The organism is Paracidovorax anthurii, from assembly GCF_003269065.1.
Classification (GTDB): domain Bacteria; phylum Pseudomonadota; class Gammaproteobacteria; order Burkholderiales; family Burkholderiaceae_C; genus Paracidovorax; species Paracidovorax anthurii.
In genome coordinates this window covers 53,371-78,738 of the sequence record NZ_QLTA01000022.1, presented here as the reverse complement: position 1 = coordinate 78,738, position 25,368 = coordinate 53,371, and the positions used below count along the sequence as shown (strand labels likewise).

General features: G+C 72.5%; 22 protein-coding genes. 16 read left to right on the top strand and 6 right to left on the bottom strand.

What is annotated here, in order from left to right; all coding sequences use genetic code 11:
* The 5 genes from AX018_RS12610 to AX018_RS12590 all read left to right on the top strand — a co-directional run.
* A partial coding sequence (locus AX018_RS12610; RefSeq protein ID WP_146749212.1) for a transposase occupies positions 1-328 on the top strand: 328 nt, incomplete at its 5' end.
* Between the two features lie 78 nt (positions 329-406).
* Positions 407-1,339 (top strand): hypothetical protein, encoded by a 933-nt coding sequence (locus AX018_RS12605; RefSeq protein WP_111877632.1) that lies wholly within the window; start codon positions 407-409, stop codon positions 1,337-1,339.
* A gap of 24 nt (positions 1,340-1,363) precedes the next feature.
* Entirely contained in the window at positions 1,364-1,873 is a 510-nt protein-coding gene (locus tag AX018_RS12600; protein WP_111877631.1) for a hypothetical protein, read from the top strand.
* Positions 1,874-2,040: 167 nt separating this feature from the next.
* Positions 2,041-3,759, top strand: a complete 1,719-nt coding sequence (locus tag AX018_RS12595; protein ID WP_111877630.1) for an Hsp70 family protein — start codon at positions 2,041-2,043, stop codon at positions 3,757-3,759.
* A gap of 14 nt (positions 3,760-3,773) precedes the next feature.
* Positions 3,774-5,558: a TonB family protein gene (locus AX018_RS12590; RefSeq protein ID WP_111877629.1), complete on the top strand. Its 1,785-nt coding sequence runs from the start codon at positions 3,774-3,776 to the stop codon at positions 5,556-5,558.
* Here AX018_RS12590 and AX018_RS12585 read toward each other — a convergent pair.
* Positions 5,536-6,567 (bottom strand): LacI family DNA-binding transcriptional regulator, encoded by a 1,032-nt coding sequence (locus AX018_RS12585; protein WP_111877628.1) that lies wholly within the window; start codon positions 6,565-6,567, stop codon positions 5,536-5,538. The two genes, AX018_RS12590 and AX018_RS12585, sit on opposite strands and share 23 nt — an antisense overlap.
* Positions 6,568-6,900: 333 nt before the next feature.
* Between AX018_RS12585 and ptsP the strand changes: the two genes are divergently transcribed.
* The 4 genes from ptsP to AX018_RS12565 all read left to right on the top strand — a co-directional run bounded on the left by ptsP (position 6,901) and on the right by AX018_RS12565 (position 12,990).
* A complete protein-coding gene (gene ptsP, locus AX018_RS12580; protein ID WP_111877627.1) occupies positions 6,901-9,462 on the top strand; it encodes a phosphoenolpyruvate--protein phosphotransferase in 2,562 nt (853 codons plus the stop codon).
* A gap of 101 nt (positions 9,463-9,563) precedes the next feature.
* Entirely contained in the window at positions 9,564-10,565 is a 1,002-nt protein-coding gene (locus AX018_RS12575; RefSeq protein WP_111877626.1) for a 1-phosphofructokinase family hexose kinase, read from the top strand.
* A gap of 22 nt (positions 10,566-10,587) precedes the next feature.
* Positions 10,588-12,393 carry a fructose-specific PTS transporter subunit EIIC gene (locus AX018_RS12570; protein WP_111877625.1) on the top strand — a complete coding sequence of 602 codons (1,806 nt, stop codon included), beginning with the start codon at positions 10,588-10,590 and terminating at the stop codon, positions 12,391-12,393.
* A 105-nt stretch (positions 12,394-12,498) separates the two neighbouring features.
* A complete protein-coding gene (locus tag AX018_RS12565) occupies positions 12,499-12,990 on the top strand; it encodes an SRPBCC family protein (RefSeq protein ID WP_111877637.1) in 492 nt (163 codons plus the stop codon).
* Here the strand turns inward: AX018_RS12565 and AX018_RS12560 are convergent, their stop codons facing one another.
* The 5 genes from AX018_RS12560 to AX018_RS12540 form a co-directional block, all read right to left on the bottom strand.
* Entirely contained in the window at positions 12,991-13,959 is a 969-nt protein-coding gene (locus AX018_RS12560; protein ID WP_111877624.1) for a type III secretion protein, read from the bottom strand.
* A 395-nt stretch (positions 13,960-14,354) separates the two neighbouring features.
* Complete coding sequence (locus AX018_RS12555) at positions 14,355-14,831, bottom strand: hypothetical protein (RefSeq protein ID WP_111877623.1); 477 nt, start codon at positions 14,829-14,831, stop codon at positions 14,355-14,357.
* Positions 14,825-15,403 carry a peptidoglycan recognition protein family protein gene (locus AX018_RS12550; protein ID WP_111877622.1) on the bottom strand — a complete coding sequence of 193 codons (579 nt, stop codon included), beginning with the start codon at positions 15,401-15,403 and terminating at the stop codon, positions 14,825-14,827. Before AX018_RS12550 ends, AX018_RS12555 begins: the two co-directional genes overlap by 7 nt.
* 121 nt (positions 15,404-15,524) lie before the next feature.
* On the bottom strand, positions 15,525-16,691 hold the full coding sequence (locus AX018_RS12545; protein WP_111877621.1) for a GGDEF domain-containing protein: 1,167 nt from the start codon (positions 16,689-16,691) through the stop codon (positions 15,525-15,527).
* Positions 16,692-16,763: 72 nt separating this feature from the next.
* Positions 16,764-18,245, bottom strand: a complete 1,482-nt coding sequence (locus tag AX018_RS12540; RefSeq protein WP_111877620.1) for an AMP nucleosidase — start codon at positions 18,243-18,245, stop codon at positions 16,764-16,766.
* Positions 18,246-18,334: 89 nt separating this feature from the next.
* On the opposite strand from AX018_RS12540, the gene dbpA reads away from it, so the two are divergent.
* The 7 genes from dbpA (at position 18,335) to dtd (ending at position 25,143) form a co-directional block, all read left to right on the top strand.
* Positions 18,335-19,762: an ATP-dependent RNA helicase DbpA gene (dbpA, locus tag AX018_RS12535; RefSeq protein WP_111877619.1), complete on the top strand. Its 1,428-nt coding sequence runs from the start codon at positions 18,335-18,337 to the stop codon at positions 19,760-19,762.
* 161 nt (positions 19,763-19,923) lie between these two features.
* A complete protein-coding gene (locus AX018_RS12530; protein ID WP_111877618.1) occupies positions 19,924-20,937 on the top strand; it encodes a tripartite tricarboxylate transporter substrate-binding protein in 1,014 nt (337 codons plus the stop codon).
* A 125-nt stretch (positions 20,938-21,062) separates the two neighbouring features.
* Complete coding sequence (locus AX018_RS12525) at positions 21,063-21,806, top strand: GntR family transcriptional regulator (protein WP_111877617.1); 744 nt, start codon at positions 21,063-21,065, stop codon at positions 21,804-21,806.
* Positions 21,807-21,828: 22 nt separating this feature from the next.
* Positions 21,829-22,842: a tripartite tricarboxylate transporter substrate binding protein gene (locus AX018_RS12520; protein ID WP_111877616.1), complete on the top strand. Its 1,014-nt coding sequence runs from the start codon at positions 21,829-21,831 to the stop codon at positions 22,840-22,842.
* Positions 22,843-22,847: 5 nt separating this feature from the next.
* On the top strand, positions 22,848-23,675 hold the full coding sequence (locus AX018_RS12515; RefSeq protein WP_111877615.1) for an amidohydrolase family protein: 828 nt from the start codon (positions 22,848-22,850) through the stop codon (positions 23,673-23,675).
* Positions 23,676-23,776: 101 nt separating this feature from the next.
* On the top strand, positions 23,777-24,691 hold the full coding sequence (locus AX018_RS12510; protein ID WP_111877614.1) for a cation diffusion facilitator family transporter: 915 nt from the start codon (positions 23,777-23,779) through the stop codon (positions 24,689-24,691).
* Positions 24,688-25,143 carry a D-aminoacyl-tRNA deacylase gene (dtd, locus tag AX018_RS12505; RefSeq protein WP_111877613.1) on the top strand — a complete coding sequence of 152 codons (456 nt, stop codon included), beginning with the start codon at positions 24,688-24,690 and terminating at the stop codon, positions 25,141-25,143. Before AX018_RS12510 ends, dtd begins: the two co-directional genes overlap by 4 nt.
* The last annotated feature ends 225 nt before the right edge of the window (positions 25,144-25,368 follow it).

Genomic DNA, 25,368 nt, shown 5'->3' with positions numbered 1-25,368 from the left:
GACTGATCGCAAGGGAGCGCTTGCGGCCTTCAAGCGCTGCAAGCGCTCGCTGGGGCGGGTGCAAAGTGTGCTGACGGACAGCGGTTACACAGGCGAGCCCTTCGCGCAAGGCGTCAAGGACATCCTGGGTGAGCATGTGACGGTGCAGATCGCCAAGAGAAGCGAGTTGCACACCTTCAAGGTCATGCCCAAGCGCTGGGTGGTTGAGCGCAGCTTTGCTTGGCTGGACAAGAATCGGCGGCTATGGAAGAACTGTGAGCGATGGCTCAACACCAGCTTACAGTTCGTCCACTTGGCGTTTCTGGCTCTGCTACTCAGAAGATCGTAAACACGTTCTCAACGCCTTTGAGCATCTTGACCCCCTTCCCAGAATCGGCGCCATCTCAACAGCCGAAGGGGAGGAACCATGAGCGCGCAAATCGCCGCGACCCTGTTCAACGCGGGCCATGCCCAATCCATCGCTCAGTCCATGTCGCGCAACCAGGCCGATGTGCTGGTGCTCACGCCCGAGGAATACGTCGCCATCCTGCAGGACAAGGCGCGGCACGACCGGCGCCTTGAAGCGAACCTGCGCCAGATGCTGTCGAACACCTCGTTCGGCCGCTATTGGAGGGATACCGTCAGCCCCAACCTCGGCCAGCCGTGGCTGGTTCCCTCGGGTTCCGCCGCCAACGATGCGCTGCTGATCGCCAAGACCATGCAGGCCATCGGCATCGCGGGCGCGGCCAGCTACGTGAAGCGCACGCCGCGCGGCACGTTCATCATCATCAAGGGCCGGCCGGGATTGCGGGCGAGCCTGACGGGCACGCGGTATCTCGCGAGCCATCCCCGGATGGTGCAACTCGGCCTGGGCATGAAGGGCCTGCAGGATGTGGCCAAGGGGGGATTCATCCTCGGCTTTGTCATCTCGACCGGCGTCGAGGTGCTGGAGTACCTGATGAACGACGAGAAGACCATGTACGACCTGGTGGGCGGTATCGGGGTGGAGGCGGTGAAGGGAGGTTTGGCCTCACTGCTGGCGTATGGGGCGGCAACGACGTTGGGCATGGCGGTTACCGTGGCCGTCGTTCCACTGGGTGTGATGGCGGTGGTGGTGTTTGGTGCCAGCGCCTATTTCAACGCGCTCGACAATGAATACAAGATCAAGGCATGGGTGATCCAAACTTTGAAGAAGCTGCCGGACCAGACGGCCCAAGGGCTTTACTTCGTGAACACGCGGGTGGACTCGTGGTGGGATGAGTCGGTGGAAGCTGTGCGACAGAAAGCATCGGAGGCGGGTACGAAGATTCACCGTGAACTGACCGACTGGCTCTGTCCCATCGGTTGCAGAAAGTACTGAGAAAAATTCGCCAGGATCGACCTCATGCACGACAACTTGCGCCAGATGAGAAAGACGCTCGCTTGGAGCATCCCCCTGACCCTGTGGATGGGCCTCGGCGCTCTCTGGATGATTTCCCATGACCTCCTTCCCACCATCCAGCGGCTGCGGGATCTGGCACCCATGGTCCGGATCACGCCGGTATCGGTCGTGTATCCGTTCATCGTGGTCATTTGCTTCGTCGGTTCCTTGGCCGCGATCCTGAATGCGATTCCTTGGGGCAAGGCCATCCACCGGCTTTTGGGGCGGGCCTTGACCTGGACGACGGCAGCAGCGCTGGTCGTGCTGCTTTCTGCGCTGGTGACCGCCCGCCCGCTGCAGAACCACTTCCTGCCGCAGTGGGGCTACTCCCGCTGCGACGTGCTGCAAGGCCAGCCGACGCTGTGGTTCAGCGACTGGGTGCGCAACCCCGCATGGTGCGTGCAGGGGCAAAGCCGCGAGTGGGTGGATGCGCAGGCGCGCGAAACGGGCGTGCCTGCCGGGCGGCAGCCATGAACGGGCCGCGCAGCGCCCGCGCACGCCCGGGTGCCGTGGGCCGCTGACCTGACGGCCTTCGAGCTTCCCCGGGCCCGCCTTCCGCAGCGCCTCCGAGGCCCCAGGCTGCGCATTCGTAACCAAATATTACCTATGATGCGCGGTGGCAAGCGAAGCGGAGAAAGCAGATGATCGTCGGTATTGATTTGGGCACGACCAACAGCCTGGTCGCTGTGTGGAAGGACGGTCGGGCCGTCCTCGTTCCCAATGCCATGGGGGAGACACTGACCCCGTCGTGTGTCAGTCTGGACGAGGACGGCACCGTGCTGGTGGGGCGTGCGGCCAGGGAGCGGCTCCAGACCCATCCGGAGCGGACGGCCGCCAATTTCAAGCGGTACATGGGCAGCGACAAGACGCTGGTCCTGGATGGCCGCGCGTTCCGTCCGGAGGAGTTGTCGTCGCTGGTCTTGCGCGCACTGAAGGCGGACGCCGAAGCGTTCCTGGGGCAGCCGGTGGAGGAGGCCGTCATCACGGTGCCGGCCTATTTCTCGGATGCGCAGCGCAAGGCGACGCGCGCTGCCGGCGCGCTGGCGGGGCTGCGGGTCGAGCGGCTGTTGAATGAGCCGACGGCGGCGGCCCTCGCGTACGGACTGCACCAGCGCGACACCGAGACCCGGTTCCTCGTTTTCGATCTGGGCGGGGGAACGTTCGACGTCTCCATCCTGGAGATGTTCGAGGGCGTGATGGAAGTGCGTGCCTCGGCGGGCGACAACTTCCTGGGCGGCGAAGACTTTCTGCAGGCCTTGCTGAACCTGTTCTTCGAACGCGTGGCGCCGCCGGCCTCCTTGCGCAAGGACAGCCGTTTCATGCAGCGGCTCGTGGCGGCGGCCGAGCGGGCGAAGCGGGCGCTCAGCGAGCATCCTCGCGCCACGCTTTCGGTGGAGCATGAAGGGCAGGTGCTGTCGATGGAGGTGGACGAGGCCATGCTGGAGCACGCCTGCGCCGCCCTCCTCAAGCAGTTGCGCCTGCCGGTCGAGCGCGCCTTGCGGGATGCGAACCTGCGCAGTGCCATGCTGGACAACATCGTGCTGGCGGGTGGCGCCACGCGCATGCCGATGGTCCGGCGGCTGGTGACCACGATGTTCGGCCGGTTCCCCGCGATCGACTTCAACCCGGACGAGGTCGTTGCCTTGGGGGCCGCCATCCAGGCCGGCCTGAAGGCGAAGGACGCCGCGCTCAAGGAAGTGGTGATGACCGATGTGTCTCCCTATTCCCTGGGCGTGGCGGTGAGCAAGCGCATGCCCGACGGCAGTTCGACGCACGGCCACTTCGATCCGATCATCGAGCGGAACACGACGGTGCCCGTCAGCCGCATGAAAAGCTACCTTCCCAGCGCCGCGGGCCAGCTTTTCATCGATCTGCGCATCTACCAGGGGGAGTCGCGCATGGTCCGCGACAACGTCCACCTGGGAGACCTGCGCATCGAGCTCCCGGGAGGCGGTCCCGAGGAGTCCTCCGTGGACGTGCGCTTCAGCTACGACGTCAATGGCCTGCTGCAGGTGGAGGCCACCGTGCCCAGCACGCAAAAGACCTTCGGCGTGGTCATCGAAGGCAATCCCGGCCTGCTGACGGACGAGGAGATCCGCGAGCGGCTGGCGGCCATGAGCGAATTGAAGATCCACCCGCGCGACGCGCTGGAGAACCGCACCGTGCTGGCCCAGGCCGAGCGGATCTACTCGCAGTTGCGCGGGGCGGCCCGGGAGTGGCTGGCGGAGCAGATCCTGCAGTTCGAGTCGGGACTGGCCACGCAGGACACCCGCGTCGCGGCCCAGGCCCGGGCGCGCCTGGAGGCGCAATTGGCGCACCTGGAGCGCACGGGCGCCGTGCTGGGCGACGAAGAGCGCTGAACCGAGGAGCTTCGATGTTGCCGCCTTTCCTCGCCCATCTCGGACTCGATCCGACGGCGGATGACCGTGCGATCCGCAGGGCGTATTCGCGCCTGCTCAAGCAGATCGATCAGGAGAACGATCCCGGCGGGTTCCAGGCCCTGCGCCAGGCCTATGAGATGGCCATGCACTGGTTCGCCAGCCAGGGCCCGCAGGCCGGCCCGGAGCCTGCCGGCGCAGAGGCGCCGCCGCACGAGGGCCGCGCCGCGGTGCCGGAGGGCGCGGAGGGCCGCCAGGAGCGCGCGGGCGATGCACCGGCCGCCGAGGTTGGCTCGGGCTCTGGCGTGGGCGCGGGTGCCGCTGCAGGGCCCCGGCCCGCCGCCGACGTGGCGGGGCGGCAGGAGGCGGCACGGGCTTCGGAGCAATCGGCCCGTGAAGTGTTCGAGGCGCTGCGCGAGCAACTGGCGCAGGGGCGGCTCGGTACCCACGCGGAGGTCCTGGCCTGGCTGAAGCAGGCGCTGGACGGCGACCGGCTCATCGACATGGATGCCCGATTCCTCTTCGAGGGCGGCGTGGCGGCGCTGCTGGCCGATGGCTGGCGGCCGGGCCACGAGTACCTGTTCGGGCCGGCCATGGATTGTTTCGACTGGCATGAGGACCGTGGGCGCCTGGCGGCTTTCGGGCGTGCCGGCGCCGTGATCTCGGCGGCCATCGACGAATTGGATTTCTACGACAGCCTGCCGAACCGGGAGCGCCTTCCGCAGCGGGATGTCATCCGGCGCCTGCGGGATGGCCGGCGCCCGCGCACCTCGGCGCTGCTGCGCCAGTGGCCCGTGGCGGAGCGCCTGCGCCGGCTTTACCCGCACTGGCTGCACGTCATCACGGATGTCGGCAATGTGGAGCGCTGGCAGGGCTGGGCGCAGGCCATTCCCCGGTGGCGCCGATGGCTGGCCTACACCCCCCCTTTGCCGCCTGACCCCTCGAAGGCGGGCACCGCTTCGGTGGGCGTGCGCAGGGCCTGGATGCTCCTGGCCGCACTGATGTGCTCTGCTTTCATCGGCATGTGCAGCGCGCCGTCGCGCACCGGCGCGCCGGTGGCTCCGCAGGCCTCCGGCCCTCTTGCCTCCTCGGGCACCGCGCCGCTTTTCGATCCCGCCGCGGGCCGGGCGGGCGGCTCTGCCCCGGGGCTGCGTTTTACGGATACGTCGGCCTTTGACAGCCCCCGCCTCGGGGACCTGGGGTCGGCGCGGCAGGGGGCTTCGGCCGCGGCGGTGCCCGCGGTCCATGCCTCCCTGGCCGCACCGCTCAGGCCGGCCTATCCGCCGGTCGCCCGCCGCCTGGGCCACGAGGGGCGCGTGGTCGTGTCCGCCACCATCGGGGCGGATGGCCGGGTCCGGCATGCCAGCATCGGGCAAGGCTCGGGCTTCCAGGAGCTCGACGACGCGGCGCTGGCCGCGGTGCGCGATGCCGCCTTCGTGCCCGCCAGGGACGGCATGGGGCGCCCCGTCGCCGGCAGCTACCGCATCCCGATCCGGTTCACGCTGTCGCCCGACCCGGCGCCCGTGCGTGCGGCCAGGCCGCGCGACTACGCGCAGTCGGTGCGCGACACGTTCCGGCCCCACATCCGGGTCCAGGACGCCATTGCGGGCAACCCCGTGGCCGAGGTGACCCTGCGGATGAATGCCCAGGGCGTCATCGAGAGCCATCGGCTCAGCCGGCCCAGCGGCAACAAGGACTGGGACGATGCCGTGCTGGGCGCGGTCCGGCGTGTTTCACGGGTGCCGCCGGAGATGGTGATCACGTTCCGGCCCAAGGCGTGACGAGCGGCCCGCGCGCGCGTGCCGCCCGCCCCGCGCTCGACCCCCGCACCACCAGCTCGCCCTCCAGCACCACCCGCCGCGCCGGCCGCGCCGGGTCCTGCATGCGCTGCAGTAGCAGCTCGGCCGCCGTGCGGCCGATGTCGTAGGTGGGCTGGGCCACGGCGGTGACGTCGATGGCGGGCAGGGCGGTCCAGTCGTTGTTGTCGAAGCCGGCGATGCCGATGTCGTGCGGGGTGCGCAGGCCGGCGGCCTGCACGGCCTGCAGGGCGCCGAGCAGCAGCAGGCCGTTGGTGGCCAGCAGGGCGTCGGGGCGGTCGGCGGCGCTGGCCAGCATCCGGGCGGTGGCGTGCTCGCCGGCCTCGCGCGTGGGGGCCACCCAGTGCGGGTGGGGCGCGAGGCCGTGCGCGGCCAGGGCCTCGGCGTAGCCGGCGTGGCGCTGCTGGCCGGTGGTGCTGTGGGTGCCGGCCAGCAGGGCGATGCGTTCGTAGCCCGACTGCAGCAGATGCTCGGTGGCGCGGCGCGCGGCGGCGTGGTTGTCCAGCACCACGCGGTCCACGCGGCTGCCCTCCAGCGCGCGGTCCACCAGCACCAGCGGGAAGGGCCAGGCCTCGGGGCGCAGGCGCCTGAGGCCCTCCATGGTGGGCGAGAGGATCACGCCGCTCGCCTGCTCGTCGGCCATCAGCTCCAGGTACGACTGCTCCTTGGCGGGGTTCTCGTCGCTGTTGCAGAGGATGAGGCGCAGGCCGTGGCGGTAGGCCACGTCCTCCACGGCGCGGCCCACGTCGGTGAAGAAGGGGCTGCGGATGTCCGAGACGATCAGGCCCACGAGCGATGCGCGGCGCTGGCGCAGGCGGCGCGCGGCGAGGTTGGGGCGGTAGGCCAGGTCGGCGATGGCCTGTTCCACGCGCTCGCGCAGCGGGGCGCGCACCGCGTCGGGGGTGGTGAGCACGCGCGAGACGGTGGTGGTGGACACGCCGGCGCGCTGCGCCACGTCCTTGATGCTGGCCAATCCGGGCTCCTGGGCTGGGGGCGGGGGGAAGGGAAAAAAGCGGGGTGGGCACCCGGCGCGGGGGACTCGAAAACCCCTGCGCCGGGTGCCTGACAAGAATGGTAACGATTCCATGATCTTCCATGCAAGTCGGTGAATGCCCAGGCCTGGAGCGCGGGGGTGGCGGGTTGGTGTCGATGGCCGATCGCGGGGAATGGAGTGTGACGGGCCCGGTTTTTCTAGGTATTTTCCCGATACGTCCCAGGAGACTGGGGGCCGCTGGCTTGCCCGTGCGCGGATCGCCGTTCGATAATCGCCGTTGAAATCGATACCAAATTTGCAGGAGACACGCCCATGTCCACCATTCCGGTCGAGGTCCGCCTGGGCGCGGCCCCCCACAACCGCGAGGACGCGGTGCGCGCGGCCGGCGCGCTGCTGGCGCAGGCCGGCCACATCCAGCCCGCCTACGTCGAGAGCCTGCTGCAGCGCGAGAAGGTGGCCAACACCTTCCTGGGCGAGGGGCTGGCGATCCCGCACGGCATGGTGGAGGACAAGCACCTCGTGCGCCGCACGGGGCTGGCCGTGCTGCAGGTGCCGGCGGGCGTGCGCTGGGGCGACGACGCCAAGCAGGCGCGGCTGGTGGTGGCGATCGCCGCCGCCTCCGACGAACACATCCAGGTGCTGCGCCGGCTCACGCGCGTGATGCGCGACGGCGCGCTGATGCAGCGGCTGGCCACCACCGCCGATGCCCAGGAGATCGTGCGCGCGCTCACCGCCGATGCGCCGGCGGGCGATGCGGGCGGCGCGGCGCAGGCGGCGCTGGAAGACTTTCCGCTGGGCCGGGAGCTGTCGCTCAACTACCCGGGCGGCCTGCATGCGCGGCCGGCCGGCGAATGGGCGCGCGCGGCGGGGCGCTTCCAGGCGCGGGTGCACGTGCGCTGCGGCGACACGGTGGCCGATGCCAAGAGCGTGGCCGCGCTGCTGGGTCTGGGCGCGGGGCGCGGGGCGCAGTTGCGGCTGTCGGCGCAGGGGCCGGATGCACCGGCGGCGCTGGCCGCGCTGCACGCCACCATCGTGCGCCTGGGCGAGGAAGAGAGCCGGCAGGCCGAGCTGTCGGCCGCGCGGCAGGCGCAGGCCCAGGGCCTGGGCCGCGAGCTGGGCGACTGGCAGCCCGCGGCGCGCCACACCATCACCGGCATCGCCGCCAGCCCCGGGCTGGTGCTGGGCACGCTGGTGCACGCCGGCGGCACGGCGCTGGAGGTGGAGGACCGCTTCACCTCCGTGGCCGCCGAGGCCGCCGCGCTGGACCGGGCGCTGGCCGCCGCGCTGGCGCAGCTGGAGCGGCTGGCCGCCGGGGCGCGCGCGGCCGGGCACGCCGAGCAGGCGGGCATCTTCGCGGCCCACCAGGGGTTGCTGCAGGACGCCGGGCTGCTGCAGGCCGTGAGCCGCGCCGTGGTGCAGCGCCACGGCGCCGCGTGGGCCTGGCGCCATGCCATGAACGAGCGCGTGGCCGCGCAGCGCGCGCTGCCCGATGCCACGCTGGCCGCGCGCGCGGCCGACCTGCAGGACGTGGGCGAGCGCGTGCTGCGCCACCTGCTGGGCCGGGGCGAGGAGGCGGGCGGCGACGGGGCCCAGGCCGCGTGGCCCGAGGACGCGATCCTGCTGGCCGACGACCTCTCGCCCTCGGTGGCGGCGCAGATCGACACCACGCGGGTGCGGGGCTTCTGCACCGCGCGCGGCGGCCCCACGGCGCACACGGCCATCCTGGCGCGCGCGCTGGGCCTGCCGGCCGTGGTGGCGGCGGGCCCGGGCGTGCTGCCGGGGCAGGAGGGCGCGGTGGGGCCGGCCCTGGCCGGCGCCGTGGCCATCCTCGACGGTTACCGGGGGCGCCTCTACGTGGCGCCCAGCGAGACGGCGCTGGTGGAGGCGCGCGAGCGCATCGCCCGCCTCGCGCGCCGCCAGGAGGCGGAGGCGCGAACGCGCCGCGAGCCCGCCACCACTACCGACGGCCACACGGTGGAGATCGCCGCCAACGTGAACCGCGCCGACCAGGCCGCCAAGGCCCTGGAGGCCGGCGCCGAGGGCGTGGGCCTGATGCGCACCGAGTTCCTGTTCCTGGAGCGCGACACGGTGCCGGACGAAGAGGCGCAGTACGCGGCCTACCGCGCCATGGTGGAGGCGCTGGCGGGCCGGCCGCTGGTGGTGCGCACGCTGGACATCGGCGGCGACAAGCGCGTGCCGCACCTCGACCTGCCGGTGGAGGAGAACCCCTTCCTCGGCGTGCGCGGCGCGCGCCTGGCGCTCAGGCGCGACGACCTGCTGGTGCCGCAGCTGCGCGCGCTCTACCGCGCAGCGGCCCATGGCCCGCTGCAGGTGATGTTCCCGATGATCAGCACGGTGGAGGAGGTGCACGCGCTGCGCGCCCGCATGGAGGCGGTGCGCGCCGAGCTGCGGGCGCCCGCCGTGCCCGTGGGCATCATGATCGAGGTGCCCTCGGCCGCCCTGATCGCCGACCGGCTGGCCGCGCACGTGGACTTCTTCTCGATCGGCACCAACGACCTCACGCAGTACGCGCTGGCGGTGGACCGCCAGCACCCGGAGCTGGCCGGCATGGCCGACAGCCTGCACCCGGCGGTGCTGCGCCTCGTGGAGCGCACGGTGGCCGGCGCGCGCCGGCACGGCCGCTGGGTGGGCGTGTGCGGCGGCCTCGCGGGCGAGCCGCTGGGCGCGGCGCTGCTGGCGGGCCTGGGCGTGCAGGAGCTGAGCATGAGCACCGGCGACATCGGCGGCGTGAAGGCGCTGCTGCGCCGCCACTCGCTGGCGGAGCTGCAGGCGCTGGCGCACCGCGCGCTGGACGTGGACACGGCCGACGAGGTGCGCGCCCTGGGCGCCGCGCTGCGCCCGGCCTCGGAATGAACGCGGGGGCCAGGATGCATATCGCTATAAAAAACATAGCAAACTATGTAGAAAACGCGGCGACGTGGAGCCTCCCGGGCTCTGAAAGGAGGGCCTGAGCCATGGTGGAGACCTCTCGGGTGCATGTTTTCACGGTCACGCTCAACCCCGCCATCGACCACACGGTGCGCGTGCCGGCGCTGGTGCCCGGTGGCGTGCACCGCGCCCTGGGCCAGCAGGTGGAGGCCGGCGGCAAGGGCGTGGGCGTGGCGGCGGTGCTGGCGGCCCTGGGCGTGCCGGTCACGGCCACGGGCTGGCTGGGCGCGGACAACGACGGCGTGTTCACCGCCGCCTTCGCCGCACGCGGCATCGGCGACGGCATGCTGCGCCTGCCCGGCGCCACGCGCACCAACATCAAGATCGCCGACGCGCAGCGCGGCGATTCGACCGACATCAACCTGCCCGGCATCGCCCTCGCGCCCGAGGCGCTGGCGCGCGCCGAGGCCGGCCTGGCGGCCGCGCTGCGGGCGCGGGTGCGCGCGGGTGACTGGTGCGAGCTGGCCGGCAGCCTGCCGCCCGGCGCCGATGCGGGCGTGTGGGAGCGCCTCGCGCGGGCCCTGGCCGCGCAGGGCGCGCACCTCGCCATCGACACCGGCGGCGCGGTGCTGGGCGCGCTGCTGCGCGCGCTGGCCGACCCCGCGCGCGGCGCGCCGGTGCCCGTGGCCTTCGCCAAGCCCAACCGGGCCGAGCTGGAGGAGCTGGCCGGCCATGCGCTGCCCACGCTCGCCGACGTGGCCGGCGCCGCGCGCGCGCTGTGCCAGGGGCACGGCGTGCGGCAGGTGGCCGTGTCGCTGGGCGGCGAGGGCGCGGTCATCGCCACGGCCGATGCCTGCTGGCATGCGGCCGCGCCGCGCGTGCCCGTGGCCACCACGGTGGGCGCGGGCGACGCGCTCGTGGCCGGCACCCTGGCGGCGCTGGCGCAAGGCGCCGCCATGCCCGGCGCCGCCACCTTCGGCATGGCCTGCGCGGCCGCGCGCATCCAGCGCATCGCGCCCGGCCTGCCGCCGCGCGCCGAGGTCGATGCGCTGGCGGCGGCGATCACCGCTACGCCGCTGCCGCTGTAAAGCAACACAGGAGAAAGACACCATGGCCCAACTCATCGCCATCGCCGCGAGCCAGGCCGGCCCGGCGCACAGCTTCATGGTGGCCGAGGCGCTGCGCGCCGCGGCCGAATCGCTCGGCCACCGCATCGCCGTGAGCGTGCACAGCAGCCTGGGGGCGCAGGGCGGTTTCAGCGACACCGAGCTCGCGGGCGCCCGGGCGGCCATCGTGGCCGCCGACATGGACGTGGACCGCCAGGACCTGCTGGGCACCGCCGCCGCGCCCGTGCACGAGGCCTCGCCGGCCGAGGTGCTCGCGGACGCGGAGCGCGTGGTGCGCGCGGCGCTGGCCCTCGCGGGCGCGCCCGTGCCGGCGGCGGCGCCCGCCAGGGCATCCGCGCCGCCGCCGGCTACCGTGCCCGATGCGCCCGCCGCACCCGCTGCGCCGCTGCGCATCGTCGCCGTCACCTCCTGCCCCACGGGCGTGGCCCACACCTTCATGGCCGCCGAGGCGCTGGAGCAGGGCGCGAAGGCGCTGGGCCACGCCATCCGGGTGGAAACGCAGGGCTCGGTGGGCGCGCAGAACGCGCTCACGGCCGAGGACATCGCCGCCGCCGACTTGGTGGTGATCGCGGCCGACACCCAGGTCAACCGCGACCGCTTCGCGGGCAAGCGGCTCCACGCCACCAGCACCAAGGCCGCCATCCACGACGCGGCCGCCGTGTTCGCCGAGGCCCGCGCGCGCGCGGCGGTGTGGCGCGGCGACGGGCCGGCGCCCGCCGCCGGGGCCTCGTCTGCGGCGCCCACGAAGCGCGAGGCCGCGGGCCCCTACAAGCACCTGATGACGGGCGTGTCCTTCATGCTGCCCTTCGTGGTGGCGGGCGGCCTGCTGATCGCGCTGGCCTTCGCGCTGGGCGGCATCTACGTCTACGACGACGCGCACAAGGGCACGCTGGGCTGGGTGCTGTTCCAGGTGGGCGCCAAGGCGGGCTTCGCGCTCATGCTGCCGGCGCTGGGCGGCTACATCGCCTATTCCATCGCCGACCGGCCGGGCATCGCGCCGGGCATGATCGGCGGCATGCTCGCGGGCACCGTGGGCGCGGGCTTCCTGGGGGCCATCGCGGCGGGCTTCATCGCCGGCTACGCGGTGCACGGGCTCAACCGCCTGATCCGCCTGCCGCGCGGGCTGGAGGGCCTGAAGCCCGTGCTGCTGCTGCCGCTGCTGGGCGCGGCCATCGTGGGCGTGCTCATGATGATGGTGATCGGCACGCCCATGGCCGCCGTGATGGGCGGGCTCACCGACTGGCTCAAGGGCCTGCAGACCGGCAGCGCCGTGCTGCTGGGCGTGGTGCTGGGCGCCATGATGGCCTTCGACATGGGCGGGCCGGTGAACAAGGCGGCCTATGTGTTCTCCACCTCGCTGATCGCCAGCGGCGTGGCCAACCCGATGGCCGCCGCCATGGCGGCCGGCATGACGCCGCCGCTGGGCATCGCCATCGCCTGCTGGCTGTTCCGCAGCCGCTTCACGGCGGAGGAGCGCGAGGCGTCGAAAGCCTCGGCCGTGCTGGGGCTGGCCTTCATCACCGAGGGTGCCATCCCCTTCGTGGCGCGCGATCCGCTGCGCGTGATCCCGGCCTGCGTGCTGGGCTCGGCCGTGGCGGGCGGGCTCTCGATGGCCTGGAACATCGGCCTGCAGGCGCCGCACGGCGGCGTGTTCGTGCTGGCGATCCCGAACGCGGTGAACCACGTGCTGCTCTACGCGGCGGCGATCGCGGCGGGCTCGGGGGTCACGGCGCTGGCGCTGGGCGCGTTCAAGAAGAAGCTGCCGCCGCCGCCGGCTGCGGCGAGCTGAGATCGTGAACGCGTTCCGGGGGCCCCTCGGGTCATGCCGCTTGCCGGCGCGCGCGAAGCGGCCTATACATCGCGCTCCGATTCCGAACGCGAAAGGCCCTTGCGCATGACCACCGCTCCCGCACCTTCACCCGCCGCCGAGGCGCACGACCTCGCCATCTCGCGCGTGCTCGCCGCGCCGCGCGCCGCCCTCTGGCGCGCCTGGACCGATCCCGCCCTGCTCGCGCAGTGGTGGTGCCCCCGGCCCTGGACCACCGAGGTGCGCGCCTTCGACCTGCGGCCCGGCGGCGCCTTCCACACCTTCATGCAGGGCCCCGACGGCGGCACCAGCGACAACCCCGGCTGCTTCCTCGACGTGGTGCCGCAGGAGCGGATCGTCACCACCTCGCTGATGGTGGGCGGCTGGCGGCCCGCCACGTCCTGGCTGCCCTCCACCGTGGTGGTCACCTTCGCCGACGAGGGCGCGGGCACGCGCTACACCGCCACCGCCATGCACCCCGACCGCGCCACGCGCGACCGGCACGAGGCCATGGGCTTCCACGTGGGCTGGAACCTCTGCATCGACCAGCTGGAGGCGCTGGCGCGCACGCTGGCCTGATCAACCGGCCGGAGGCACGACCGCGGGGCGGGGCAGCCGCTGCAGATGCTGCGCCGCTTCCAGCACGGACCGGACCGCCTCGCGGTGGGCCGCCGTGCCCGGGGCCAGGCCATACGTGTCCTGGACGATCCGGGAGGCCATCGCCTTCTGCTCTTCCAGTGGGAGGGCCGACAGGTTCTCGCGGACCTTTTTCGCGAACTTCCGGGACACCACCTGGGCCTCGGCGTATTTGTCCCAATCCGTGGGCTTGCGCCGCTTGAGGTTCAGCGTGCGGGCGATGTCCTCGTCCTGGTCCGGGTGCGCGTGGGGAACGAGGTTCTCGATGAGCTGCTTGCCCTGTGCGGCCTCTTCCCTGTCGAGGGAGTCATCGATCTTTTTGGCGACCCGCCTCCAGGCGCTGTCCTTGAATCGAACGGCCGGGCCGTTGGCCCAGGGGTCCATCACGATGGCCGACTTCCCCCCCTGCTGTTCGTCCGAATCGCGGTGCAGCTCACTCCAGGTGTGGGCGCTCCCGGGTACGCGTTCTTCGCCTTGCTCCGCGGGCCTGTGCAGGTTCACGGAGGCGCTGACTGTCGCCATCCGCTCGCCGGATGCCATGTGGGGCGCGTGAAGCAGGGTGGCGAGGCCGGCATGCTGGTCGCAGACGGCCGCGCCCATGACCGCGGCGACGGCGAGGCCGCGCTCGTAGTCGGGTTCCCGTGCCGCCACCGACGATCCGATGCCGTTGTGCCCGCCCGATGGGGCATCGTCGGCCAGGACGTTCCCTCGGCCGTGTTTCAGCAGCGAGCGCACGTCGTGCACGGTCTGCCCGGCGGCGGCCCACCGCCTCGGGCTGGTGAGGCCGCCTTCGACGACCTGGACACCCAGAAGGTAGGCGGCCTGCTGGATCTGGTGCTGCTCCAGGGGCGCTTCGCCGCCCCATCGCAAGGCGGCGGGGGCCGTGCCCAGGGCCGCTCGCGGCGCCAGCATGGAGGCGGGTGGGCTGCTGGCCCGGGGGGTGAGGGCTCCGGAGTGTTCGTCGGGGCGGCTGCGCGTGGAATGCCACGACGAGGGCGCAGGACTGGCGGCCTGCGTACCCGGTCGCCGGAGGTTGCCGAAACCCGAAATGGCGTTGCCCATAGGTGGGGAGTCCTGGTGCTCTGGCGGCCTGGCAGGGCCGGCCGGTGAAGGGATGATCGCCCGGTTGTACCGGCCGCGCGGGCCCCGGCGCGGCCGGGTTGCGAAGCTTCCCGTGGCCGGGCGAAAGCGGCGGCGGAGGGCTTCCGTGCGGGCGCCCCGCGGCGCCGGGGCAGCCCCCCGGTGCCGTGCCTCCGGAGGCCGACCGGGCACCGCGGCCCCGCCGGCGATCGATTCCCCTGCCTGCGCTACTTGGGGCCGCGCCGCGCGCCCGACTCGCGCACGCGGTAGCCGCCGCCCGGCTCCACCCGCACGGTGAAGGTGCGCAGGCGGTCGTCCTCGTCGTGTTCGTAGCGGGCCTTCACGGTGATCTCGATGGCGGCGCCCGCGGCCCGGCACTGCAGGGATTCGAAGCGGTACTGGCGGTGGTCGTCGTTCAGCTCGGGGAAGGCGAGGGTCTTCGTGATGCGCGAGGGTTCGCCCTGCAGCGGGTCGGTGAGCCACTGCACGTAAAGCTCGCTGCCCGCGCCCTCGTGCACGTCGGCGTTGACGACGCGCCAGCTGCCCTGCCGCTCGCCCTCCGTCCACTGGCCGCAGGGCAGCACCTGCCGCACGAAGGCGGGCAGGGCCTCCACCTGCGGCCGCATCCACGAGTCGGCCGCATGGGCCGTGGAAAGCGCCGCCACCGTACAGGCGAGCGCGCCAAGGATTCTGCGGTTTACCATTGCGCGGTACTCGCTTCGGTTTCGTTCTTCCAGGACACCTGGGGGTGCCGGTAGATCTCCTGCACCGAGATGCCCAGCGTGGACGTGAGTTCGGCGATGAGCCACGCCAGCGATTGCTGCTGGGCGCCCGTCACCGGCTCGAAGGCCTGCCCCCGCACGGCCGAGACGATCTCGATGCCGATGGAGTCGCTGTTGTCCGGATAGCGGTTGGGAAAGCTCTTGTGCTTTTCCACCGTCCCGATCTGGCGTCCGACGGTCTTGCCCTTGAGCGCCTTGACGTCGGCGGGCGTGCACTTGTGCTCCACCATGCAGCGCGACTTGATGAAGCCCACGTGGTAGGTCTTCTGGTAGATGGAGGCCGTCTGGTAGATGGTGCCGTCCTTGTCGAGCAGGAAGTGCGCGCCGTTGGGGTCGGAGCCCTTGTAGCTGTTGAACGAGGACTGCGCCGTGGCCGCCCCGGTCTGGTGGACGATGATGCCGTTGATCACCTTCATCTCGCCGCGTTCGATGGTGCTGTAGATCGAAAGCTTGACGCGCGGGTCCTGCACTTTCCCGGATTTGTCGATGTCCATGCCGTTCGTGTTCCTCTCGTTGCCAGGGTCGGCAGGATGCTATCCACGCAGGGCGGCGGAGGCGCCCGCTATTGCCGTGTGTTGCAGAAACTTGCCGTTCGATACATGGGGCGGTGATCGCTCACGGCAGGGGCGCGTCCAGCCGGCAGAGGCATCCGCGCCCGCGGCGCTTGGCCGCGTAGAGGGCGGCATCGGCCTGCGCCATGAAATCCGAGAGATGGGTCGCGGGCTGCGCTGGCGCACCCGGGTCGAGCGTGGCCGCGCCCGCGCTGTAGCCGAGCGTGAAGCCCAGGGTGGCGGGGCTCTCGGCGGCCAGGCGCTCGCGCAGCCGCTGGTCGAAGCGCTCGGCGGCCGGCTCACCGGGCGCGTGCAGGAGCAGCACGCCGAATTCCTCGCCGCCCATGCGGCCCACGATGTCGCCGGCGCGCGCCGTCTCGCCCAGCAGCCGGGCGAAGAGCACGAGCGCGCGGTCGCCCGCGTCGTGGCCGTGGGTGTCGTTCACCTGCTTGAAATGGTCCACGTCCAGCATCAGCGCGGTGAGGGGCTGGCGCAGCCGCAGCACACGCGACAGCAGGGCGCGGCCCTGGGCGTCGAAACCCCGGCGATTGAGCGCGCCGGTGAGCGCGTCCGTGGTCGCCAGCGCGTGCAGCTTCTGCTCGGCCTCCGTGCGCCAGGCCACCAGCAGCGCGACCACGCCGAGCACCAGGGTCACGTTGGTGGCCACGGCCGCGCCCAGGTTCACCGGGTGGGGCGTGCGGAAGCTGGGATAGGCGTGGGTGAAGGCGCCCAGCACGCCGCGCGCCGCCGTGAAGCCGGCCATGGTGGTGAGGCAGCCGCAGAGCAGCAGCCGCCAGCGCACCGGCGCCGGCCGCAGCGGGGCGAGCGTGGCGCGCGCCACCGTGGCCAGCAGCACCGCCAGCAGCAGGTTGGACCAGCCCACCCGGAACGCGTAGTGGCCGAACCCCAGCGCGTAGCCCAGCGGGATCGCCACCACCAGCCACGGCACCCAGCGGCGCCCCGGGCGCGGGCCCAGCCATTCCTGCAGCGCGGTGAAAAGCGCCCACTGCGCGGCCGCCGTGCAGGCGATGGACAGCGTGGACAGCGCCCGGTCCCACGCGAAGGAGGAGGCGATGATCGCCGCCCAGGCCGGCGCCTGCAGGGCCACGCTGGCCTGCGCGAAGCGCGCGGCCCGGCTCGCGCCGCGCCCCATGAGCAGCGGCAGCGCGAGCGAGAGCATGAACAGGTTCGTGGCCGTGACGGCCAGCAGCGTGACGAAATCCAGCGCCATGGCCGGTGGGCGAAAACAGGAGAGGAGGGCCGCGGGGCGGCCGTGGGCGGCTCCGGCGCGGCCCCTTCTTCTTTATTGGAACGCCACCTCCGCGAAGCTGCGCAGCTTGCGGCTGTGCAGCCGGCTCACGCCGCCCGCGCGCAGGATGTCGATGGCGCGCATGCCGATGCGCAGATGCTGGTCTACGCGCTCGCGGTAGAAGTGGTTGGCCATGCCGGGCAGCTTGATCTCGCCGTGCAGGGGCTTGTCGGACACGCACAGCAGCGTGCCGTAGGGCACGCGGAAGCGGAAGCCGTTGGCCGCGATGGTTGCGCTCTCCATGTCGAGCGCCACCGCGCGGCTCTGGCTGAAGCGGCGCTGGGGCATGTTGTCGGGCAGCAGCTCCCAGTTGCGGTTGTCGGTGCTGGCCACGGTGCCGGTGCGCATGAAGCGCTTGAGGTCGGCCTCGGGCACCTGGGTCACGTCGGCCACGGCCTGCTGCAGCGCGAGCTGGATCTCGGCCAGCGCCGGGATCGGCACCCACAGGGGCAGCTCCTCGTCGAGCACGTGGTCCTCGCGCACGTAGGCGTGGGCCAGCACGTAGTCGCCCAGCTGCTGGCTGTTGCGCAGGCCCGCGCAGTGGCCCAGCATCATCCAGGCGTGGGGGCGCAGCACGGCGATGTGGTCGGTGATGGTCTTGGCGTTGGAGGGGCCCACGCCGATGTTGACCATGGTGGTGCCGCTCTTGTCGGCGCGCACGAGGTGGTAGGCCGGCATCTGCGGCAGGCGCGGCGGCGGCGCGCCCAGGTCGTCGCCGGGCTGGGAGGGCAGGCCCGTGCGGCGCGTGACCACGTTGCCCGGCTCGATGAAGGCCACGTATTCGCTGTCCGGGTTGGCCATCTCGGCATGGCCCAGGCGCACGAACTCGTCGATGTAGAACTGGTAGTTGGTGAACAGCACGAAGTTCTGGAACCACTCGGGCGCCGTGCCCGTGTAGTGGCGCAGGCGGTGCAGCGAATAGTCCACGCGCGGCGCGGTGAAGAGCGACAGCGGCTGCGCTTCCCCCGCGCGCGGCTCCCAGGTGCCGTTGGCGATGCCGTCGTCCATGGCCGCGAGGTCGGGCAGGTCGAACACGTCGCGCATGAGCATGCGGCGCTGCGCGGAGAGCGTGCCCTCGATGTGGTCGTGCTCGGCGAACGAGAAGTGGATCGGGATCGGGTGGTTGCTGATGCCCACCTCCAGCTCCACGTTGTGGCTGGCGCGCAGCAGGCGGAACTGCTCGGCGTAATAGCGCGCGAAGAGGTCGGGGCGGGTGAGGGTGGTTTCGTAGCGGCCCGGGCCCTCGACGAAGCCGTAGGCGAGCTGCGTGGCCGCGCGGGCCACCGTGGTGGTCTGCACCCGCACGAAGGGGTAGAACGCCCGCACGTGGCTGGAGGGCGTCTCGCCGGCCACGAAGCGCTGCATGGCCTCGCGCAGGTGGCCGATCTGCTCCTGGTAGATGCGCTGGACCTGGGCCAGCGCCTCGGCGGGATCGGTGTGGAAGGTGGGCTCGGTGAATTCTGGGGTCTGGGCCATGGGGCTATTGTCCACGCCCGGCGGGACGATTCCGAAAGCCATGCCCCGGCGGCCGCCTCCGGGCGGGGCGCGGCCGGGATAATCGGGCGATGCAATCCTCTTCCCCTTCCCCGTCGGCCGCCGCCACCGCCACGCCCGCCGGGTTCGACACGCTCGGGCTCGCGCCCGAGGCGCTGGCCAACCTGCGGCAGCTCGGCTACGACCGCATGACCCCCATCCAGGCGGCCAGCCTGCCGCCCGCCCTGCTGGGCCGCGACCTGATCGCCCAGGCCAGCACCGGCAGCGGCAAGACGGCCGCCTTCGGCCTGGCGCTGCTGGAGCGCCTGAACCCGCGCCGTTTCGCCGTGCAGGCGCTGGTGCTGTGCCCCACGCGCGAGCTGGCCGACCAGGTGACGACCGAGATCCGCCGGCTGGCGCGCGCGCAGGAGAACATCAAGGTGGTGACGTTGTGCGGCGGCGTGCCGCTGCGCGGGCAGGCGGCGAGCCTGGAGCACGGCGCCCACGTGGTGGTGGGCACGCCCGGCCGCGTGATGGACCACCTGGAGCGCGGCACGCTGGACCTGGAGGCGCTGGGCACGCTGGTGCTCGACGAGGCCGATCGCATGCTCGACATGGGCTTCTTCGACGACATCGCCCAGGTGGCGCGCCGCTGCCCGGCCGCGCGCCAGACGCTGCTCTTCTCGGCCACCTACCCGGAGGGCATCGAGCGGCTCGCGCGGCAGTTCATGAAGGAGCCCCAGCGCATCGCCGTGCAGGCGCAGCACGGCGCGGCCAAGATCGAGCAGCGCTGGTACGAGGTGGAGGAGCGCCAGCGCCTGCATGCCGTCTCGCAGCTGCTGAACCATTTCCGGCCCGAATCCACCATCGCCTTCTGCAACACCAAGCAGCAGTGCCGCGACCTCGTGGAGGTGCTGCGCGCGCAGGGCTTCAGCGCGCTGGCCCTCTACGGCGAGCTGGAGCAGCGCGAGCGCGACCAGGTGCTGGTGCGCTTCGCCAACCGCAGCTGCAGCGTGCTCGTGGCCACCGACGTGGCCGCGCGCGGCATCGACATCGCGCAGCTGCAGGCCGTGATCAATGTGGACGTGACGCCCGACCCGGAGGTGCACATCCACCGCATCGGCCGCACGGGCCGCGCCGACGCCGAGGGCCTGGCCCTCAGCCTCGCGAGCCTGCCCGAGATGGGCAACGTGGGCAAGATCGAGGTGCTGCAGGGCCGCCCCTCGCAGTGGCATCCGCTCGCCGAACTCACGCCCGCGCCCGGCGGGCCGCTGGAGCCGCCCATGGCCACCATCCAGATCATCGGCGGGCGCAAGGAGAAGATCCGCGCCGGCGACGTGCTGGGTGCGCTCACGGGCGAGATGGGTTTCACGCGCGAGCAGGTGGGCAAGATCAACGTGAACGAGTTCTCCACCTACGTGGCCGTGGAGCGCGGCATCGCCCGGCAGGTGGCGCAGCGCCTCTCGGCCGGCCGGGTGAAGGGCAAGACCGTGAAGGCGCGGCTGGTCGAGGACGAGTGATACGGCTTCGCCATCAAGAAGACCACTGCGTTGCTTCGCCTGGCCGTGCTGCAGCACTGTCTGCGGCTTCGCGCCGTGTGCTCTCTTCGATGGCGAATCCGTATGACATGGCCCCGCACCTGCGGGAAATAACGACGAACCAAGGAGAAGGGGTGTTGACCATGAACGATAGCGATCACGTGAACCAGGGCGCGGGCGCACCGCGCCGCCGTTTCCTGCAGGCCTGCGCCGGCGCCGCCGCGCTGGGCACCGCGCCGGCGTTGCGCGCCGCGGCGCCGGGCGGCCCGCCCGTCACGCTGGTGGTGTCGTACCCCGCCGGCGGCGGGGCCGACCTGATGGCGCGGCTGCTGGCGCCGCGCCTCTCGGACGCGCTGGGCCGGCCGGTGGCGGTCGAGAACCTGCCCGGCGAGAGCGGGCAGCTCGCGGCCGCCCGCGTGGCCGCAGCCGCGCCCGACGGGCGCACGCTGCTGCTCGATGCCTCGTCGTTCGCGGTCAATCCCTCGCTGTTCCCCCGGCTGCCCTACGACAGCGACCGCGCGTTCACGGCCATCGGCGTGCTCGCGATCTTTCCCAACGTGCTGCTGTGCCATCCGTCGTTCAAGGCGGCGAACGTGGCGGACCTCATCCGCATGGCCAAGGCGGAGCCCGACGGCATCGCCTACGCCTCCTCGGGCGTGGGCTCGGCGCAGCACCTGGCCGGGGCGCTTTTCGAGGACCTCACGCAGACGCAGCTGCGCCACGTGGCCTACAAGGGTGGCGGCCCGGCCATGGCCGACGTGGTGGCGGGCAAGGTGCCGCTCTTCTTCGGCAACGTGGCCTCCACGCGCGAGCATGTCCAGGCGGGCCGGCTGCGGCCCCTGGCCGTGACCACGCGGCGGCGCAGCAAGGCGCTGCCGCAGGTGCCCTCGATGGCCGAGGCGGGCGTGCCGAACTACGAGGTGCTGGAGTGGAACCCCCTGCTCGCGCCCGCGGCCACCCCGGCGGCCGAGCGCGAGCGCCTCGCCAAGGCCCTGCAGCAGGCCATGGACAACCGCGAGGTGGTGGCGCGCGTGCAGGCCATGGGCGGCGAGGTGTTCCCCAACCATACCGACGGCCTCGCCTCGGGCTTCATCAAGGCCCAGCAGGTGCAGTGGCGGCGCGTCATCACGGCGCGCAAGATCCAGGCGGCGTCCTGAGCACGTTCTAAAAGAAGCGTTAGCGATCACGTTCCGGCACGGTTCCCTGGCACTCCGCGGGGGGATCGGGCCGGCCTCCCTTGCGCCATCGGCTAGACTCCGAGTCATCTAGAGGAGTAGAGCTGATGGCCAAGGTGATCGCATTGGGCGTGGCGCAGGACCAGCCCGGGCTGGCGCGCTACGCGGCGCTGGCCGAAATGCTGCGCCACCGCGTGGTGCGCGGCGAATGGCCGCCCGGCTCGGCGCTGCCGGCCGAGCAGGCGCTGGCGGCCGAGCACGGCGTGGCCCTGGGCACGCTGCGCCGCGCGCTGGAGCTGCTGGTGGACCAGGGGCTGATCGAGCGCATCCATGGGCGCGGCACCTTCGTGCGCAGCGGCATCGCGGGCGCGTCGATGCTGCGCTTCTTCCGCTTCGGGGACGGCCGCGGGGACGAGCCGGCCTCGCGCGTGCTCTCGTGCCGGCGCATGGCCGCGCCGGCCGCCGCCGCGCAGGCCCTGGGCCTGGCCACGGGCGCAAGCGCCCTGCGGGTGCAGCGCCTGCGCCTGATCGACGGCGAGCCCTGCCTGTCCGAGCAGATCTGGCTGCCGGCGGACCTCTTCGGCGCGCTGGAGGGCGAGGACCCCGGCGCCTGGGACGCGCTGCTCTACCCCTTCTATGCCAGCCGCTGCGGCGTGCACATCCAGCGCGCGGTGGACGACATCGGCTTCGGCATGCTCACGGCCCCGCAGGCGCGGGCGCTGGGGCTGCAGGCGGGCCACCCCTGCGCGGTGGTCACGCGCCGCGCCATGGATTTCTCGGGCCGCTGCGTCGAGTGGCGCGTCACGCGCGGCGATGCCCACGCCTTTCACTACACCGTCACCCTGACCTGATCCGCCCAAAGGAGACCGCACCATGACCGATGCATCCCTGCCGCACGCCGGCTCCACCCTCTCGCGCCGAGGCTTCGTGCTGGGCGCCGCCGCCTCCGCGCTCGCCGCGCCCTGGACGGCCGGCCACGCCGCCCCCGTCGCGGGCGGCCGCCCGATCACCCTGGTGGTCTCCTACCCCGCCGGCGGCGGCGCCGACCTCATGGCCCGCATCCTCGCGCCGCGCATGGGCGAGGCGCTGGGCCAGAGCGTGGTGGTGGACAACAAGCCCGGCGCCAGCGGCCAGATCGCCGGCGCCTTCGTGGCGCGCGCCACGCCGGACGGCACCACGCTGCTGGTGGACGCCTCCTCGTTCGCGGTGAACCCCGCGCTCTATCCCAAGATGGCCTACGACATCCAGAAGTCGTTCACGCCGCTGGCGGTGCTGGCCACCTTCCCGAACGTGCTGGTGTGCTCGGCGGGCTTTCCGGCGCGCACGGTGCAGGACGTGATCCGCATGGCCAAGGAGCGCCCGGGCGACATCGCCTATGCTTCCTCGGGCAACGGCTCGGCCCAGCATCTGGCCGGCGCGCTGTTCGAAGAGCGCGCGGGCGTGGGCCTGGTGCACATCCCCTACCGCGGGGGCGGCCCGGCCATGAACGACGTGATGGGCGGGCAGGTGCCGCTCTTCTTCGCCAACGTGGCCTCGGCGCTGGGCCACATCCAGTCGGGCAAGCTGCGCGCGCTGGCCGTCACCGCGCCGGTGCGCGCGCGCTCGCTGCCCGAGGTGCCCACCATGGCCGAGGCGGGCGTGAAGCAGTACGAGGTGCTGGAGTGGAACCCGGTGATGGCGCCGGCCGGCCTGCCGGCCGACACGAAGGCCCTGCTGGTGAACGCCGTCCGCCGCGCGCTGGCCGATCCCGAGGTGCTGGCCCGCGTGCGCGCGCTGGGCGGCGACGTGTTCGCCGATGCCTCGCAGGCCAGCGCCGGCAAGTTCATCCAGGCGCAGCAGGCGCAGTGGGCCAAGGTGGTGCGCGAGCGCAACATCTCGGTGGGCTGATCCGCATGGCGGCCCCGCACTCCGCACCGCCGCCCGCCGCCGGGGCGGACGCCGCCGCGCGCTGGGACGCGCACGTGCACGTGTTCGACGGCGCCGCGCCCACCCAGCCCGGGCACTACCGGCCGGCGCACCAGCCGCTCGAACGCATCGAGGCGCTGGCGGCCGCGCACGGCGTGGGGCGCCTCGTGCTCGTGCAGCCCAGCGTCTACGGCACCGACAACACCGTGATGCTCCAGGCGCTGGCCGCGCGCCCCGGCGTGCACCGCGGCGTGGCCGTGGTGGACGGCGGCATCGCCGACGCGGAGCTGGACCGCATGCATGCGCTGGGCGTGCGCGGCGTGCGCTTCAACCTCGTCTCGCCCGTGGGCAACGGGCCGCAGGACCTGGATGCGCTCGCGCCGCGCCTGCGAGGGCGCGGCTGGCACGTGCAGTGGTACGCCGCGCCCGAGCACCTGGAGCGCATCGCGGCCTGGCATGCGGGCAGCGGCGTCGGCTGCGTGCTCGACCACCTGGCGGGCCTGCACGCCGAGCTGCCCGCCGGCGACGCGGCCTGGGGCCACCTGGAGCAACTGGCGGACCAGGGCGCGTGGATCAAGCTCTCGGGCTGGTACCGGCTGCGCGCGCCGCACCCCTACGGCCTGCTGCACGCGCACATCGAGCGCGTGGCGCGTTGCATGCCGCAGCGCATGGTGTGGGGCTCGGACTGGCCGCATACCTCGTTCCCCGAGGGCGCCCAGCCGGCCTACGGAGCGGTCTTCGAGCCCGTGGCGGCCGCGCTCGGCGCCGAAGCCGCCGAGGCCGCGCGCCGCCGCGCCGCGCAGCTCTACGCCTGAAGCCGCCGGCGGCGCAGGGCGGTGGCGGCGGCCGCTGGGGCAGAATCGCGGCCTGATCCGTCCGCGGCGCTGCCGCCATCGCCTACCTGGAGATTGCCCCGATGCCGCTCGCGCCGCGCAACCTGCTGTGGATCTCGGTCGCCGTGGCCGGGGTCACCATCGTCCTCAAGGGCACGGCCTGGCACCTGACGGGCTCCGTCGGGCTGCTCTCGGACGCGCTGGAGTCCTTCGTGAACCTCGCGGGCGCGGTGTTCGCGCTGATGATGGTCGCGGTGGCGCAGCGCCCGGCCGACGGCAGCCATCCGTTCGGCCACCACAAGGCCGAGTACTTCTCCTCGGGCTTCGAGGGCATCCTCGTGCTGGGCGCGGCCCTGGCCATCCTCTGGGCGTCGGTGCTGCGCCTCTTCGCGCCCGAGCCCCTCATGCAGCTCGGCTGGGGGCTGGCGCTGTCGGTGGCCAGCTCGGGGCTCAACGGGCTGCTGGCCTGGCTCATGCTGCGCTCGGCGCGCGCGCACCGCTCCGTGGCGCTGGAGGGCGATGCCCGGCACCTGCTCACCGACGTCTGGACCTCGGCCGGCGTGGTGGTCGGCATCCTCGGCGTGATGGCCACGGGCTGGCTCTGGCTCGACCCGGTGGTGGCCATCGCCGTGGCGCTCAACATCGCGCGCGAGGGCGTGCACCTCGTCTGGCAGGCCGCGCAGGGCCTGATGGACGAGGCGCTGGAGCCGCAGGAGCGCGCAGCCATCGACGGCGCGCTCGCGGACTTCGCCCGGCGCCAGCCCGGCGTGCGCTTCAACCACGTGGCCACGCGCCGCGCCGGCCAGCGCAGCCACGTGGCCCTGCACATGCACGTGCCCGGCGACTGGCGCCTGTCGGAGGCCGCGCGCCTGCGCGCCGCCGTGGAGCAGGCGCTGGTGGAGGCCGTGCCCGGCCTGCGCGCGACGATCGAGCTGCTGCCCTCGGGCATGGAAGCCGTGGCCACCCCCATGGAAGACGACAAGGAACCCCGGACATGATGAGCGTGCTGCAGCGCGTGCGCGAGGCGCGCGTGGAGATCGACGGCGAGGTCGCGGGCCGCATCGGCGCGGGCCTGCTGGTGCTGGTCTGCGCCGAGCGCGGCGACGGCGAGCCCGAGGCCGAGCGCCTGCTGGCCAAGATGCTCAAGCTGCGCATCTTCCAGGACGAGGCCGGCAAGATGAACCGCAGCGTGCAGGACGTGGGCGGCGGTCTGCTGCTGGTGAGCCAGTTCACGCTGGCGGCCGACACGCGCGGCGGCAACCGCCCGAGCTTCACGCAGGCGGCCGCGCCGGACGAGGGGCGGCGGCTCTACGACCACTTCGTGGCACGGGCCCGCGCGCTGCACCCGGTGGTGGAAACGGGCCGCTTCGCGGCCGAGATGCAGGTGCACCTCGTCAACGACGGGCCGGTGACGATCCCGCTGCGGATCGAGCCCGGGGCGCGGGGGTGATCACTCCTGAAAACATAGCAAACTCTTGAGAAAAGACGGCGACATGGCCGCGAAATGGGGCCAGAACGTTCCCCAGGCGCCCGCGGAAGCCTGCCGTTGGCGCGCGCGGTCCGGCATGCGGGCCGACCTTGCCGCGGGGGGCACGGTGATGCTCCTGAAATAAGAGCAAACTTCGTAGAAAATTCGGCGACATGCCCATGAAAAGGGCCCGGGTGGCGGTGGGCG

What these genes read in the sequence shown, in the direction of transcription:
- AX018_RS12600 (WP_111877631.1), top strand. Translation starts at nt 1,364, where the DNA reads ATGCACGACAACTTGCGCCAGATGAGAAAGACGCTCGCTTGGAGCATC.
- AX018_RS12515 (WP_111877615.1), top strand. Translation starts at nt 22,848, where the DNA reads ATGGCGGCCCCGCACTCCGCACCGCCGCCCGCCGCCGGGGCGGACGCC.
- AX018_RS12510 (WP_111877614.1), top strand. Translation starts at nt 23,777, where the DNA reads ATGCCGCTCGCGCCGCGCAACCTGCTGTGGATCTCGGTCGCCGTGGCC.
- AX018_RS12595 (WP_111877630.1), top strand. Translation starts at nt 2,041, where the DNA reads ATGATCGTCGGTATTGATTTGGGCACGACCAACAGCCTGGTCGCTGTG.
- AX018_RS12565 (WP_111877637.1), top strand. Translation starts at nt 12,499, where the DNA reads ATGACCACCGCTCCCGCACCTTCACCCGCCGCCGAGGCGCACGACCTC.
- ptsP (WP_111877627.1), top strand. Translation starts at nt 6,901, where the DNA reads ATGTCCACCATTCCGGTCGAGGTCCGCCTGGGCGCGGCCCCCCACAAC.
- AX018_RS12590 (WP_111877629.1), top strand. Translation starts at nt 3,774, where the DNA reads ATGTTGCCGCCTTTCCTCGCCCATCTCGGACTCGATCCGACGGCGGAT.
- AX018_RS12605 (WP_111877632.1), top strand. Translation starts at nt 407, where the DNA reads ATGAGCGCGCAAATCGCCGCGACCCTGTTCAACGCGGGCCATGCCCAA.
- AX018_RS12545 (WP_111877621.1), bottom strand. Translation starts at nt 16,691, where the DNA reads ATGGCGCTGGATTTCGTCACGCTGCTGGCCGTCACGGCCACGAACCTG.
- AX018_RS12525 (WP_111877617.1), top strand. Translation starts at nt 21,063, where the DNA reads ATGGCCAAGGTGATCGCATTGGGCGTGGCGCAGGACCAGCCCGGGCTG.
- AX018_RS12570 (WP_111877625.1), top strand. Translation starts at nt 10,588, where the DNA reads ATGGCCCAACTCATCGCCATCGCCGCGAGCCAGGCCGGCCCGGCGCAC.
- dtd (WP_111877613.1), top strand. Translation starts at nt 24,688, where the DNA reads ATGATGAGCGTGCTGCAGCGCGTGCGCGAGGCGCGCGTGGAGATCGAC.
- AX018_RS12540 (WP_111877620.1), bottom strand. Translation starts at nt 18,245, where the DNA reads ATGGCCCAGACCCCAGAATTCACCGAGCCCACCTTCCACACCGATCCC.
- AX018_RS12555 (WP_111877623.1), bottom strand. Translation starts at nt 14,831, where the DNA reads ATGGTAAACCGCAGAATCCTTGGCGCGCTCGCCTGTACGGTGGCGGCG.
- AX018_RS12550 (WP_111877622.1), bottom strand. Translation starts at nt 15,403, where the DNA reads ATGGACATCGACAAATCCGGGAAAGTGCAGGACCCGCGCGTCAAGCTT.
- AX018_RS12530 (WP_111877618.1), top strand. Translation starts at nt 19,924, where the DNA reads ATGAACGATAGCGATCACGTGAACCAGGGCGCGGGCGCACCGCGCCGC.
- AX018_RS12520 (WP_111877616.1), top strand. Translation starts at nt 21,829, where the DNA reads ATGACCGATGCATCCCTGCCGCACGCCGGCTCCACCCTCTCGCGCCGA.
- AX018_RS12575 (WP_111877626.1), top strand. Translation starts at nt 9,564, where the DNA reads ATGGTGGAGACCTCTCGGGTGCATGTTTTCACGGTCACGCTCAACCCC.
- AX018_RS12560 (WP_111877624.1), bottom strand. Translation starts at nt 13,959, where the DNA reads ATGCTGGCGCCGCGAGCGGCCCTGGGCACGGCCCCCGCCGCCTTGCGA.
- dbpA (WP_111877619.1), top strand. Translation starts at nt 18,335, where the DNA reads ATGCAATCCTCTTCCCCTTCCCCGTCGGCCGCCGCCACCGCCACGCCC.